This window comes from Cupriavidus sp. CP313 (assembly GCF_054072015.1).
Genome location: NZ_JBSVZB010000006.1, coordinates 67,674 through 80,917 on the forward strand (window position 1 = coordinate 67,674; position 13,244 = coordinate 80,917).

At 65.2% G+C, this 13,244-nt stretch carries 13 protein-coding genes; 9 read left to right on the forward strand and 4 right to left on the reverse strand.

The window, feature by feature from the left end; all coding sequences use genetic code 11:
• The first annotated feature begins 30 nt into the window (after positions 1-30).
• The 5 genes from ACW4E8_RS10715 (at position 31) to ACW4E8_RS10735 (ending at position 5,140) form a co-directional block, all read left to right on the forward strand.
• Positions 31-708, forward strand: coding sequence for a DUF2848 domain-containing protein (locus tag ACW4E8_RS10715; RefSeq protein ID WP_456804480.1), 678 nt, complete (start codon positions 31-33; stop codon positions 706-708).
• On the forward strand, positions 708-2,042 hold the full coding sequence (locus ACW4E8_RS10720) for an amidase (RefSeq protein WP_456804738.1): 1,335 nt from the start codon (positions 708-710) through the stop codon (positions 2,040-2,042). The genes ACW4E8_RS10715 and ACW4E8_RS10720 overlap by 1 nt, the downstream gene beginning before the upstream one ends.
• Before the next feature lie 252 nt (positions 2,043-2,294).
• Positions 2,295-3,062, forward strand: a complete 768-nt coding sequence (locus tag ACW4E8_RS10725; RefSeq protein WP_456804481.1) for an ATP-binding protein — start codon at positions 2,295-2,297, stop codon at positions 3,060-3,062.
• Positions 3,063-3,163: 101 nt separating this feature from the next.
• Positions 3,164-3,598 (forward strand): PaaI family thioesterase, encoded by a 435-nt coding sequence (locus tag ACW4E8_RS10730; RefSeq protein WP_456804482.1) that lies wholly within the window; start codon positions 3,164-3,166, stop codon positions 3,596-3,598.
• Positions 3,599-3,763: 165 nt separating this feature from the next.
• Positions 3,764-5,140: a DUF1214 domain-containing protein gene (locus ACW4E8_RS10735; RefSeq protein WP_456804483.1), complete on the forward strand. Its 1,377-nt coding sequence runs from the start codon at positions 3,764-3,766 to the stop codon at positions 5,138-5,140.
• A gap of 37 nt (positions 5,141-5,177) precedes the next feature.
• Here the strand turns inward: ACW4E8_RS10735 and ACW4E8_RS10740 are convergent, their stop codons facing one another.
• On the reverse strand, positions 5,178-6,002 hold the full coding sequence (locus ACW4E8_RS10740; protein ID WP_456804484.1) for an OST-HTH/LOTUS domain-containing protein: 825 nt from the start codon (positions 6,000-6,002) through the stop codon (positions 5,178-5,180).
• 194 nt (positions 6,003-6,196) lie between these two features.
• Between ACW4E8_RS10740 and ACW4E8_RS10745 the strand changes: the two genes are divergently transcribed.
• Together ACW4E8_RS10745 and ACW4E8_RS10750 are read left to right on the forward strand one after the other, a co-directional pair.
• On the forward strand, positions 6,197-6,769 hold the full coding sequence (locus ACW4E8_RS10745) for a hypothetical protein (protein ID WP_456804485.1): 573 nt from the start codon (positions 6,197-6,199) through the stop codon (positions 6,767-6,769).
• Between the two features lie 77 nt (positions 6,770-6,846).
• The gene (locus ACW4E8_RS10750) at positions 6,847-8,115 is read left to right on the forward strand and encodes a S1 family peptidase (protein ID WP_456804486.1); all 1,269 of its coding nucleotides are present in this window, start codon (positions 6,847-6,849) and stop codon (positions 8,113-8,115) included.
• A gap of 14 nt (positions 8,116-8,129) precedes the next feature.
• Here ACW4E8_RS10750 and ACW4E8_RS10755 read toward each other — a convergent pair whose 3' ends face one another.
• The gene (locus ACW4E8_RS10755) at positions 8,130-8,495 is read right to left on the reverse strand and encodes a glyoxalase superfamily protein (protein ID WP_456804487.1); all 366 of its coding nucleotides are present in this window, start codon (positions 8,493-8,495) and stop codon (positions 8,130-8,132) included.
• 156 nt (positions 8,496-8,651) lie between these two features.
• Between ACW4E8_RS10755 and ACW4E8_RS10760 the strand changes: the two genes are divergently transcribed.
• Positions 8,652-9,623, forward strand: a complete 972-nt coding sequence (locus ACW4E8_RS10760; RefSeq protein ID WP_456804488.1) for an aliphatic sulfonate ABC transporter substrate-binding protein — start codon at positions 8,652-8,654, stop codon at positions 9,621-9,623.
• Positions 9,624-9,706: 83 nt separating this feature from the next.
• On the opposite strand, the gene ACW4E8_RS10765 is transcribed toward ACW4E8_RS10760, so the two are convergent.
• The gene (locus ACW4E8_RS10765; RefSeq protein ID WP_456804489.1) at positions 9,707-11,911 is read right to left on the reverse strand and encodes a phosphocholine-specific phospholipase C; all 2,205 of its coding nucleotides are present in this window, start codon (positions 11,909-11,911) and stop codon (positions 9,707-9,709) included.
• A 46-nt stretch (positions 11,912-11,957) separates the two neighbouring features.
• Positions 11,958-12,155 (reverse strand): hypothetical protein, encoded by a 198-nt coding sequence (locus tag ACW4E8_RS10770; protein ID WP_456804490.1) that lies wholly within the window; start codon positions 12,153-12,155, stop codon positions 11,958-11,960.
• Between the two features lie 396 nt (positions 12,156-12,551).
• Between ACW4E8_RS10770 and ACW4E8_RS10775 the strand changes: the two genes are divergently transcribed.
• Positions 12,552-13,238 carry a GntR family transcriptional regulator gene (locus tag ACW4E8_RS10775; protein ID WP_013952176.1) on the forward strand — a complete coding sequence of 229 codons (687 nt, stop codon included), beginning with the start codon at positions 12,552-12,554 and terminating at the stop codon, positions 13,236-13,238.
• Positions 13,239-13,244 lie beyond the last annotated feature (6 nt).

The window sequence follows — 13,244 nt, forward strand, 5'->3', positions numbered from 1 at the left end:
CAGCCCATCCTTCCCAACTACTAGTACCGCATGCCTACTCTGCAATTCCAGCTCGCCGGCGAGGGACCGCTGGCCCTGCATATCGACCGGCTCGTCATTGCCGGATGGACCGGACGCGATGCCGACGCCGTCAACCACCACATCCGGGAACTCGAACAGATCGGCGTGAAGCCGCCTTCGACCGTTCCGTGCTTCTACCCGCTTGCCGCCTCGCTGCTGACCACCGCGCCGTTGCTGGAAGTGCCGCGGGAAGATTCATCGGGTGAGATCGAGTTTGTGCTGATGGCGGGCCCAGACGCGCTCTATGTCGGCGTGGGCTCGGACCATACGGACCGCAAGGTCGAGGCCTATGATGTCACCGTCTCCAAACAGATGTGCGCCAAGCCGGTCGGTAGGGAGGTCTGGCGCTTTGACGATGTCGCGGCGCACTGGGACCGGCTCGAGATGCGCTGCTGGCGCACTCGGCATGGCGTGCGCGAGCTTTACCAGGAAGGACTGGTGACACGCCTGCTCGATCCTCGCGATCTGATCCGCCGTCTGCATGCCGAGGGCGCGCTGCCGCCCGGTACCGCGATGTATTGCGGCACCCAGGCCGTGATCGGGGAACTGGGGGGAGGGGAGGCATTTGAAGTCGAGCTGCATGATCCGGTATTGCGGCGTTCGATACGTCATGCATACCGCGTGGCAAGCCTGGAGGTAGCCCCTTGATGCGTACCGATCTTCCCACCATCGCCGAACTGGCCGCCAGCCTGAATGCCGGGCGTACTACGAGCGTCGCGCTGACCGAACAGGCGCTGGAGCGTATCGACAGTCATCGCACGGCGGGCGGCGCGGCTTTTGTTGAGGTCGATGACAAGGGCGCGCTGGCGGCGGCCGCAGCGGCAGACCAGGCGCGTGCTGCAGGCTATGTAGCATCGCCACTGGCCGGCCTGCCGGTTTCGGTCAAGGATTTGTTCGATGTGCGCGGCCAGGTGACGCGGGCCGGCTCAAAGGTGCTCGATGGCACTGGTGCGGCGGCTGATGCGCCCGCTGTGGCGCGCCTGCGCGCGGCGGGCGCGGTGCTGATCGGGCGCACCAACATGAGTGAGTTCGCTTTCTCTGGGCTCGGCCTGAATCCGCACTACGGTACGCCCAGCACGCCGTTCGACGAAGCCTGCATCGCCGGCGGCTCGACCTCAGGCGGCGCCGTCAGCGTGGCGCTCGGCATGGCCGTGGCCGCGCTCGGTACCGACACGGGCGGCTCGATCCGCATTCCGAGCGCGTTCTGCGGACTGACCGGTTTAAAACCCAGTGCACGGCGCGTGCCGCTTGAGGGCGCCGTGCCGTTGTCGACCTCGCTCGACTCGGCCGGCCCGCTGGCGCGTTCAGTGGCTTGCTGCGCGGCTTTCGATGCGGTCCTCAGTGGTGAGGCGCTCGACAGCCGGCCCACTGCGCTCGCGGGCCTACGCTTATACGTGACGCGCGACTTCGTCACGGCGGGTCTGGACAGCGAAGTCGCGCGTGGCTTCGACGCAGCCCTGTCCGGCCTGTCCAGGCTCGGTGCGCACGTCATCCCATTCGATTTCCCCGAGCTTCACCGCCTGCCACAGATCAATGCCGGCGGCGGCCTGACCGCGGCCGAATCGTGGCACTGGCATCGTGCGCTGCTGGACGAGCGCGGTGCTGCCTACGACCCGCGCGTGGCGACACGGATCCGCCGCGGCCAGCAACAGAGCGCCGCCGACTATCTGACCCTGCTCAAGGAACGCGAAGTCATGCGCCAAAGAGCGGCAGAGCTTTTGCGTGATGCCGATGCCTGGCTGATGCCGACGGTGGCCGTCCGGCCGCCGCGGCTCGACGCGCTCGACAGCGATGAAGCCTTCTTTTCGACCAACGGCCTCGTGCTTCGCAATCCCAGTGTCATCAATTTTCTCGATGGCTGTGCGGTATCCCTTCCGCTTCCCGCCGCCGTGCCGGGCGTCGCACTCAGCGTCTGTGGATTGAACGGTGCCGACGAGCGAATCCTGCAAGTTGCCGGTGGGATTGAAAAAGGCCTACGCTGAAGCGGCGCGTATACTCGAAGTGCTTGTTTGCCGCGAACGGCGACCGTGCGCGTCGAATCAAGCGATTAGAAGGAATCCCCTCCTTTCCGCCCTCAAGGCCGGTGAGCGTTAGCGAGAGGTGGGGGAGGATGTCAAGTTCAACTCACTGCTCGATCTCTCCAGGATCGAAGGCGGCATTGCCAGCCCGCGCAATACCGCCGTGGCGTTTGCGCCGTTGGTCGAAGAGGTGGCGTCGCTGTTCCGGGAAGAGGCGTGCAGCCGCGGCCTGGACCTGCGCGTGCGCCTGCCCGGAGGCGCGGCACCCACTGGCTGCTGGAGGTCTGGGACACCGGCGTGGGGATTGCGAGCGAAGAGAAGGGGCGGGTCTACTCGCCGTTCTATCGCAACGAGCATGCGTGGCGCATCGACAGCGCGGGCCATGGCCTGGGCCTGGCCGTGGTGGCGCGCTGTGCAACGCTGATGGGCGCCACCTACGGGCTGGACTCGGTGGAGCGCCGCGGCTCCAGGTTCTGGCTGCGCTTTCCTGAAGCGAAGCCGCTGGCGCCGGCGGCGATCGAGCCGGTGTACGAGCCCGATGGCCTGTCGTCCTCCACCCTGCTGCAGGGCATCTGCCTGATAGTCGAGGACGACCCGCTGGTGACCGCTGCGTGGACCAGCCTGATGGAGGCCTGGGGCGTGCAGGCGGCGTGCGCGGCGTCGGGGCAGGAAGCCCTGGCACTGGTCGATGCCGGCCTGCAGCCCCAGGCGATCCTGTGCGACCAGCGCCTGCGCTCCGGCGAGAGCGGCTTCGAGGTGCTCAAGGCGCTGTTCGAACGCTGCCCGGACGCAGGCGGCGCCATGGTCAGCGGCGAGTTCGATTCCGAGGCGCTCCAGCAGGCCGAGCGCGAAGGCTACCTGGTCCTGCACAAGCCGCTGGAGCCGTCGCAGCTTCATGCCTTGCTGTTCCAGTGGCTGACCCCGCAGGACGCCGGGGGTGCGGCGGATACCCACGCCGCCAGGTCAACCGGTGTCCTGCACTGAACGTGCCGGCGCAAGCGCCTGATTTCTGGCAGTATCCCCTGCGTGAAAGGAACTCAGCTGTGCTGCCTGGCAGCACAAAGGCGGAGACCAAGGAGGGAAAAATGAAACCAGACAGCATTCCTGACGACCTGCCGCAAGGCTATCAACCGCTGTTCCGCACCAGTCCGTTCCTGGATGCGACCGGCCCGTATTTCTACAAGCCGATGGAGCAGGGCTTCACGGTCGCTCTCAGGGTGGAGGAAAAACACACCAATGCATCCGGCACCGTCCATGGCGGACTCGTTGCCACCCTGGCCGACATCTCGCTCGGTTATGTCACGGCCACTTCGCAACAGCCGCCGCTGCGCATGACCACGGCGAACCTGAGCATCGACTATGTCGGCACGGCAAAGCTCGGGGACTGGATCGAGTCCCAGGTCGAGGTGATCAAGGCGGGCTCGCGGCTGGCGTTCGCCAAGGCGCTGATCAGCGCGGGGGGAAGACCGGTTGCCAGTGCCAGTGTGGTATTCCTCGTGGTGGGCAGCCAGCAGGACTGATTGCTTTGCCTGCGGCTGTGGTGCCACTCAGGCATCCCTGGGGCGAAAGAAGTGTCCAGGTCGATTTTATTCAGATCACCTGAAAAATTTATTTAGTTCACTTTTTTCCACCTCTCAGCGACAGTCTAGCGACCGCAAGTCGCGATACTGGAAAGAGAGAGCCCCATGTCTATCTCAAACCGCGCCGTCGGTGCCTCCATGCTGGCCGTTTCCATGTTGGCGGGCCTGGCCGGATGCAGTAACCCGCCGGCCGCGGCGTTGGCTGCGGCGTCGGCTGTCGAGTCGCGCCCCGCGCAGGCCGCGGTGTCGGAACAGGACATCAACGATGCCTACGTCTACCTGCTGGGCCGGCTGCTTGTCCTGCGTCAGCAGCAAATCGACTTCCGGAAGGAAGGTTTCCAGTGGAACCGGATCATTCATCGCGACGTCGGCGGTGTGTCGTGGGCCAACCCCAATCTGGATGTCGCCTACAGCGAGGCCTGGATTGCGGTCGACGAAAAGACCTGCACGGTCTTCAGCGTGCCGGCCATCAAGGGGCGCTACTACACCATTCAGTTCCTGAACGGCTGGGGCGAAACCGTCGCCAATATCAACGAGCGCAACTATCCGGACCATCCAAGCGGCGAATTCGCGATGTGCCTGAAGGGCGCCACTGCGGCACTTTCGCCCAATGCCAGGCGCATCGACCTGCCGGGCAAGACCTCACGGGTGCTGGCCCGGGTGGAAATCGGCGCAGACAAGAAGCAGGCCATTGCCCTGCAGCATCAGATCACGACGCGGATCACTGGCACGCCGACGATTGCCCCGGTGCCCGCCACGCCCGCCTTCAGCAATGACAAGCTCCCCGGTGTTGAGGCCTTTGACTCGGCAGCCGTTGCGCTTCGCTCGGAGCCGGACATCAATCCGGGCATGGAGCCAATCCAGGCCAAGGTGCGCGCGGTGAGTGCCGCGGTGGCCAGCAGCCCCGCCGAACGCGCGCGGGTGGACAAGGTCATCCGCGAGAAGACGCTGCCGGCGTTCTTCCAGTCGTTCTCCACCGCAGGTACCGTCAAGAACGGCTGGAACCGGCCCGCTACCGTTGGCAGGTACGGCAGCGACTACCAGACCCGCACCCGCATCGACCTGGGCGGGATCTGGGCCAACAGCACGGATGAGGTCGTCTATTTCAAGACGGATGCAGACGGGACCGGCACCAGGCTCGACGGCGGCAATGTCTACACCATCACCTTCCCGAAGGACGAGCTGCCCGCCCGCCACGTCAAATACTTCTGGTCGGTGATTGCGGTGGATTCCAGGAACTTCCGCGTGATTCCGAATGCGAAGAACCGGTTCCTGATCAACAAGCAGTCCAGGCTGAGCTATGGCAACGACGGTTCGCTGACGCTGTACTTCGGGCCTGCCAGGCCGAAGGACGCGCCTGACGGCAACTGGCTGCCCACGCCCAAGGGGAAGAACTACCACCTGACGTTCCGGCTCTATGGGCCGGACCAGCCGGTCCTGTCCGGGGAGTGGTTCCCGGCTCCGCTGGTCAAGCGCAACTGAGCGGGCACCGCCATGCGGTGGAGGCCCCGGTTCTGGATCAATTCTGTGATCTGAGGCGAAACAACGTCCGGAATGCAGCATTGGGCAACGGCTCATCGAAGACGTCAAACAATTCACTGCCGACGAGGAGCTTCTTTAAAGTCCTGAATCCGTAGCGCTCCTTCAGGGCTTTGATCTCCTCCGGCATTTCCTTGGTAGCCAAATCACCGGCTTGTGCAAGATAGGTCCACCCATCCTTGCGGTGCGTTTGCGTGGCCACGTCGCATAGCAGCCTGACCAGCGGACTGGCCTGAAGCCACATCAACTCGGCTTGCTTCGCATACTCAGGACTGTTCACGAATTCCAGGACGTGCCGACCGGCTTCCTGCAGGCTGTTGGCCGTGTGCTTCAGGTGTTCATGGACGTGAAGGACCTTGTTGCGCTGCGCATCCAGGTAGGCCAATGCTTCCTCCATCCGTTCCGCAGAATCTGGTTGCCAACGCGGCAGGAAATGGTGCACCGGGTCGTTGCGCTCATCCGTCATCAGTTTGAGGTCACGGCGCAGGGATTCGATGAACTCAGTATCGCCAGAAATCCGGAATGTGAAGAAGAACCAGTCTTCGGGCCGCTCCTCTTCCGGGACCTCTTCTCCCGCATCCCTGAGAATCTCCTTGCCGTACTTTTCAACCAACTGGCCCAGCATCTTCTTGCTGATCGCATTCTTTTGCTGCCGCAGGTTCTCTTTGTAAGTCTCGACGGTTCCCCCGTTCCTGTGGGTGGAAAGAAGGAGCTTGAGCAAATGCTCGATTTGTTGAAACAGGAGGAGATTGCGGCCCAAACGGCGCAGCACTTCATCGCCGATTGGTTTAGGTTCGGATGTCAAATGGGTCCTCGGGTTGGTCGCTGGCAGCACCATTATTCCCCATGAGGGCAAACCCACCTCACCGCCCGCCACCCCACTAAAGTAGGGAGACAGGAACTACCACCACCAAGCTACATTACCGCCCACCTGCAAAGCCAGGTACCAGAACAACAATCAAAGCTCCAGGGAAAATGCGGTCAACTCTGTTATTGGTCATGGCCAGCACCAGCCTGGCAAGTGGTTGTGCGGCCATCGTCAGCGGCACCACCCAGGTTGTCTCGGTGGAAACCCACCAGGCCGAGCGCTCCGTTGACGGCGCCAGCTGCGAAATGGTCAACAGCAAGAACACCTATTTCGTTACCACGCCTGGCACGGTGGCGGTTGACCGGGCCTATGGGGACCTGAGCATCCGTTGCAACAAGGAAGGCATGGACGCGGGCGAAGCTACGGTGGTGTCAGCGACCAAGGCGATGGCATTCGGCAATATTCTGTTCGGCGGAGCGATTGGCGTCGTGGTGGATACCGCATCAGGCGCGGCCTATGACTACCCGGACTTGATCCGGGTTGGCATGGGCGAAAGCACCATCATCAGTGCGCGCGATACGGGCACTGGCGCCCCGGCGACGGTGAATGCCGGCACCGGGCCTGCCAGCGCTTCCGCATCGGCTGGCGGTGTCCCCGCCAAGGCGCAGTCGGCGCCTGCCGAATCACGGGCTACTGCACAGGCGGCGAGCAGTCCGCGCCCGGTTGTCATGGACGATCTCCGGTATCTGCTGCCGCCGCGCTGAGGCGCAAACCGGCCTCATGTATTGCGTCACGCTACTGCGGCTGTATTCAGCCCTCCATCCATTCCACTTCAGCCGTCATGCACCTCCGCCGCCTGCCTGTCCTTCTCGGTCTGTTTGCTGTTGCCGCCACGCCCGCCATGGGCATGGGTGTCGATCAACTGACCGCCAGCGTTTCACCCAGTGTCTATGCCGTGCGCACCTACGGCCAGCAGGAAGCGCCGCTGGGCAGCGGTTCTGGCGTGGTGGTGGGTCCGGGGCAGATCGTCACGGCGTGCAATGTGCTGGCCGGGGCGCGGACCATTGCAGTGCGGCGCGAGAACGTCAGCTATGGCGCCACGCTGGAGGCGCCGGACGTCGAGCGCAACCTGTGCCTGCTCAAGGTAGCCAACCTCAGCACGCCGGCAGTGCAGCTTGCGGTGAGCGCGGCGCCGGGCTTCGGGCAGAAGGTGTTTGCTGCAGCCGTGTCTGGCGCGGGCATTGCCGTGCGAGAGGGGACTGTTGCCGGGTTGCAGGCCGGAACCAACGGCAAGCTGGATCGTATCGAGGCGTCCCTTGCGCGTGATGCCGCTGTCAGTGGAGGCGGCTTGTTCGACGAGAACGGGCGCCTGGTCGGGATCCTGACGGATGGGACGTCTGCGGCGGAAACGCGGCAGCGTGCGGTACCGGCATCATGGATCCCGGAAATCCGCACGCGCGGCGCTGCGGCCGTGGCAAGCTATGCGCCGGGGGCAGGCTCCACGCAAGCGGCCGCCGCGCCGGTGGCGGGCGCTAACCATGGCGCAGCGGATGCCGGAGGCAATGGCTCGCCGCGCGTTGGCGAGGTGTGGCGCTATCGCCTGACGGACAACCTGACGAAAAGTCAGCGAGAGGTCTTGTATCGCGTCGATCGCATCGACAACGATCGCGTGATCTTCAATCAAGGCGCACGCATCGAATACAAGGATGGACGAATCGACCGCATCAGTACGGCGGTCGGCGGGGAATACGAGGTGGCTTCGCCGCCGGGGGGATGGATTCCCGCAAACCTGAAGGTGGGCAACCGATGGAAGCTGTCATACCGGCAGGCTGGCACCGGTTACCCGACAGAACTGGAAGGCGTGGCGACGGGTGAGTCGACGATCCGGGTGGCGGCGGGCACCTATCGCACCATCCGCATTGCCTATGAGGGCTACGTGCAGAGGCCGTTCTATGGTTTCGGCTCTGGCGGCATCAAGTCGATTCCGTACAAATTGGTCGTCTGGTACGCGCCCGAACTGGCGCGCGTGGTCCAGTTCACCGCAAGTTTCGTATCCGGTTTCGAACGGACCAGTGAAACGCTGGAGCTGGTCGAGCATCGGATAGAGTAAGCGGAGCCGCCTGCCTAATCCCCCGACACCTCGCAAAACCGCAGCCGGTTCCCGAACGGATCGGCCACCTGCAGCATCCGCCCCCAGCCCACATCCTCAACGCCGGGCCTGGCGTACGGATAGGCCTTGGCAGACATCTCCCGCTGCAGCGCATCGAGATCTTCCACCGTCACGAACACCGTCGATCCCGGCGTGGCGTCGCCATGGTGCTCGCTCAGGTGCAGCGTCAGGCCGCTGCGCCTGACCTGCGCGTACAGCGGAAACCCCTCTTCATACCGATGTTCCCAGTCGAGCGAGAAGCCGAGGAAGTCGAGGTAGAACTCCTTGGCCTTGTCGACCGAGAAGATCCGGAGGATGGGGATGCCGGCGGACAGGTTCATGGATTTTCGTTCGGTAGTTGCGCAGGAGTGCCAGATGATAACGCCGGCCAACGGTGATTCGTGCGGCCGGCGCATAAGCATCCGCGACAATCTTCGTTGGCTTTGTGCGGGCCCGTGACTAAGCTGGCGCTCCTGATGAAATCCCGGAGCACCGTCATGAACCCGACCCACGACTCACGCCGCCGCCTGCTTCTGACTGCAGCGGGCGCCGCAGCTGCCGCCAGTGCGCTGCCAGGCGTCAGCTGGGGGCAGGGACAGACCGCGCTGCGCATCGGCTACCAGAAGTCCTCCACGCTGACGATCCTGCTGAAGGCGCGGCAGACGCTGGAGAAGGCGCTGGCACCCAAGGGTGTGGCGGTGCAGTGGTACGAATTCACCTCGGGGTTGCCGCTGCTTGAAGCGCTGAACCTCGGCAATATCGACCTGAGCGCCGACGTGGCCGATGCGGTGCCGCCGTTTGCGCTGGCTGCGGGTGCCGCGCTGACCTACTACGCCAGCGAGACGCCTTCGCCGCAGGCGCAGGCCATTGTCGTGCGCGGCGACTCGCCTATCCGCGAGGTGGCGCAGCTCAAGGGGCAGCGGGTGGCGTTTGCCAAGGGCGCAGGCGCGCACTACCTGGTGCTGGAAGCGCTGGCGCGCGCGGGGCTGTCGATCCGCGACATTGAACCGGCATACCTGAGCCCGGCCGACGCCCGCGCGGCGTTCGAGCGCGGCAGCGTGGCGGCATGGGTGATCTGGGATCCGTTCCTCGCGGCGGTGCAGCGCCAGGCCAATGCGCGCGTGCTGCGCGATGGCGAGGGGCTGGCCAGCTATCGCCGCTTCTACCTGGCGGCCACGCCGTTCGCGCGCGCGCATGCCGAGGTGCTTGAGGTGGTGTTCGATGCGTTGCGCGACGCGGGCGACTGGGTCAAGCGCAATCCGGCCGAGGCAGCGCGCTGGCACGCGCCGCTGATCGGCCTGGATGCGGCCACCGTGGAAGCCGCGAACGCGCGGCGCAGCTATGCGGTGCGCACGGTCGACGCCGCCGCGCTGGCCGAGCAGCAGCGCATCGCCGATGCCTTCACCGCGCAGCAGATCCTGCCGCGCAAGGTCGCGATCTCGGCGTCGCCGGTCTGGCGCAAGGCGTAGCCGGCAGGGCGCCGGCCACGCTTACGCGACTTGCTTCGCACAATCTGCCCCGGGGCTCAACGCGAGCCCCGGGGCGTGCCGCATCAAACCACTCCCATCTCCGGATCGCTGACCGCGTCCTCGCCGGTCTCCATCCGCCCCGCAAAGCGCCGCGCGAACGACGGGCTGGCCTCGCAGGTCACGACGAAGTCGTACCAGTTGCCGCTGTCGGCTACCGGCCATTCCAGCATTTCCACCTTGCCCCGCTTCACCCTTTGCGTCCACGGGCCGTCGTCGCGGTAGGCCAGTGCCGTGACGGTGAAGGTCACGTCGGCATCGCTGTCGTTATGCAGCTTCACCTGAATCGTGGACTTCTTGCACGGGTTGTAGCAGACCTGGATTTCGGTGGACGCGGTCACCGCTTCGTTGATATCGCCGGAGAACGCGCGGTGATAGCCGCTGGGCCCCAGCACCCACAGGTCGTACTTGCCGCCGTCGGCATTGATGTCCCACGCATCGTCCAGCGTCTTGCCGGCTTCGACCACGTAGCGGCGCGGAATGCGGTCGAGGTGCAGCTTGTCATAGACGTGGAACAGCGCGCCGGCCTGCTTGGTGCTGGCGTTGGCGAACAGCAGGCGGACTGCCTTGGATGCGGCATCGACGCGTGCACTGGTATGCAGTTCGTATGGCAGCTTGCGCGACGGACGCGTGCCGGTGTCCTGCTCCGGCAGCGCGGGCGTGGCCGGCACCGGGATCGCCGGCTGGGTCTGCTGCCATGCGGTCAGGCTGGTGGCGTCGGCACGGGTGGTGCGCCCCGCCAGCGTGGGCAGGGTTTCGGTGTTGGGCGTGGCAAAGTTGAAGGCGCTGGTCAGGTCGCCGCAGATGGCACGACGATAGGCGCTGATCTGCGGCTCCATCACGCCGAAGCGTGCCTCCAGGAAGCGCAGCACCGAGGTGTGGTCGAACACTTCAGAGTTGACCCAGCCGCCGCGGCTCCATGGCGACACCACCCACATCGGCACGCGCGGGCCGGGGCCGAAGGGCTTGCCGTCCTGCGGCGGCTGCTTGGCCGTGGCGGGCTGGAAGTTGAAGTACTCGTACGCCATCTGCGCGTCGTCGAGGGTCGACTTGCCGGCCAGCGTGCCGTCCAGGTTGCGCGACGGCGCGGTCGGCGGCGGGCTGTGGTCGAAGAAGCCGTCGTTCTCGTCGAAGTTGATCAGCAGCACGGTCTTGCTCCAGACCTCGGGCGATGCCGTCAGCGCGTCCAGGATGGCCTGCACGTACCAGCCGCCCTTGGCCGGGCTGGACGGGCCGGGGTGCTCGCTGAACTCGGCCGGCGGGATGATCCACGACACCTCGGGCAGCTTGCCATTGAGCACGTCGTCGCGCAGCGACTGCAGGAAGCCGCCGTCGGACATGGTGTTGCAGAAGCCCTTGGCCAGCGGGCTGTACTGGTCGTCGATGTCCGGGTTGTAGGGCGGGTTGACGCCGGTGCCGGCGGTGTTGGAGAGCTTGCGCCCGACGGGCATCTTCTCCATCTCTGCGCGCCAGTGCCGGAAGCTCATCATCTGGTTGCAGCCATAGTTGTCCGGCACGTTCTGGTAGACCTTCCAGCCCACGCCGGCGGCCTGCAGGCGGTCGGCGTAGGTTTTCCAGGTCCAGCCTTCGGTGGAGGGGCCCACATCCGCGCCCGCGTTGAACTCGTTAATCATCACCGCGACGTTGTCGCCGGTGGGACCATTGCTGCCGGTCCAGTAGAACAGGCGGTTGGGGATGGTGCCGGTGTGCATCGCGCAGTGGTAGGCATCGCACAGCGTGAAGGCGTCAGCCAGCGCGCGCTGGAACGGAATCTCGGTGTCATCGTAGTAGCCCATCGACAGCGTCTTCTTGGCCACCGGCCAGCGGTCCATGCGCCCGTGGTCCCACGCGGCCTGCGCATCGGGCCAGGTGTGCGGCGTGCCGCCGGCACGCTGCGCGTTGCCCTGGGTTTCGTCTAGGTGGTAGGGCGTCAGGAGGTTGCCGTTGGCATCGGTCTGGTAGAACGCGTTCTTGCCATTGGGCAACGGGATCGCAAAGCGGTCGCCGTAGCCGCGCACGCCCTTGAAGGTGCCGAAGTAGTTGTCGAACGAGCGGTTCTCCAGCATCACCATCACGACGTGCTTGACGTCCTGGATGGTGCCGGTGGCGTTGTTGGCCTCGATGGCGAGCGCGCGCCGGATGCTGGGCGGAAAGCTGGCCAGCACCGCGGCGGCGGCGCCGGTGCCGAGGCTGGTCTTCAGGAATTGTCGCTTTGACGGGTTGAAGGTCATGGCTGTCGCTGGTCGGTCTGTCGCTGGATCGGAAAGCGGGCCCGCATCACGGGGCGCAACGCGTGGTGCAGGTGCCGGGCTGGTCAGGCTTGCCTGGCTGGTCCGGCTTGTTGCCATTGGCGGCGGTGGGCTGGATGGTGCCGTCGCTCGCGCCCGGCGAGTCGTCGCCGCCGCAGGCGGTAAGCATCAGTGCGAGGGTGAGGGTGCCGGCCGCCAGCCATGGCCGGGCGGAACGCGACAGCAATGAAGGTCTCATTTGTGCATGCCCTGTAGTCGTTGAGGGGGATAACGATTGCCGAGCCCATGCGCCGACATCGGATGCAGGCCCATGGACTTCCGCCGCGCGGACGACAAGTGCGGGGAACTGGCCGGTTCGGGTGCGCTTGGCCTTGGCTTGTCGTGACAGCGAGCGATTGTTGATTGGTCAAATGTCAGATGTTTGACATCAAACACATTTGGCGATTTGGTTTTGTAACCAAAAGTGTCACGCTGGCAGAGTTGGCAATTGCTGGCTGGCCCCGCCCACTCTCAGTCAAGCTGGCGTGCGTGGCCCCCATCGTGTGCACACAAAGGGCATCAATGAATACGCAGGGCAGGTTAGAATCACGCCATCCCCGTCCTCCGCATGCCGCCGCAGTCCATGTCCGAAGAAAAGAAGAGCCTGTCCGAAACCATCCGCGCCGCGATCGAGCAGGAGATTCTTTCCGGAAAGCTTCCCAGCGGCGCCCAGCTGGAAGAGCAGCAACTGCTGGCGCGCTTTGGCGTGTCGCGCACGCCGGTGCGCGAAGCGCTGATCCAGCTGGAGTCGGCCGGCCTGGTGGACCTGGTGCCGCGCCAGGGCGCGATCGTGTCGTCGATCTCGCTGCGTGAGTACGTGGCGATGAACGAGATCCTGGTGCAGCTGGAGGCGTTGGCGGCGCGCCTGGCCGCACGCCGCATCTCGGCGGCGCAGCGCACGGCGATGCAGGCCGCGTTCGACGACTGCCGCGCGGCCGCGGAGCGTGCCGATTCCGATCGCTACCGCGAGGCCAATGATGCCTTCCATGAAGTCATCTACGCGGCCTGCTGCAATGACATCCTGTCGCGGCAGATCCGCACCATGCGCGCGCGTATGCGCGGCATGCGCGACCTGCGCTTCGAGAAGCCGGCCCGCATCCTGGCCTCGCTGGCTGAGCATGAGGCGGTGATGGGCGCCATCGTGCGCGGCAATGAGGACGATGCCGCGGCGGCGATGGTCCGGCATATCGCCACCGGGGGCGACGTCTACGCGGACATGATTGCCTCCATGCCCGGCGACGAGGCCGGCGGCAAGCGCGGACGGCGCTAGTCAATG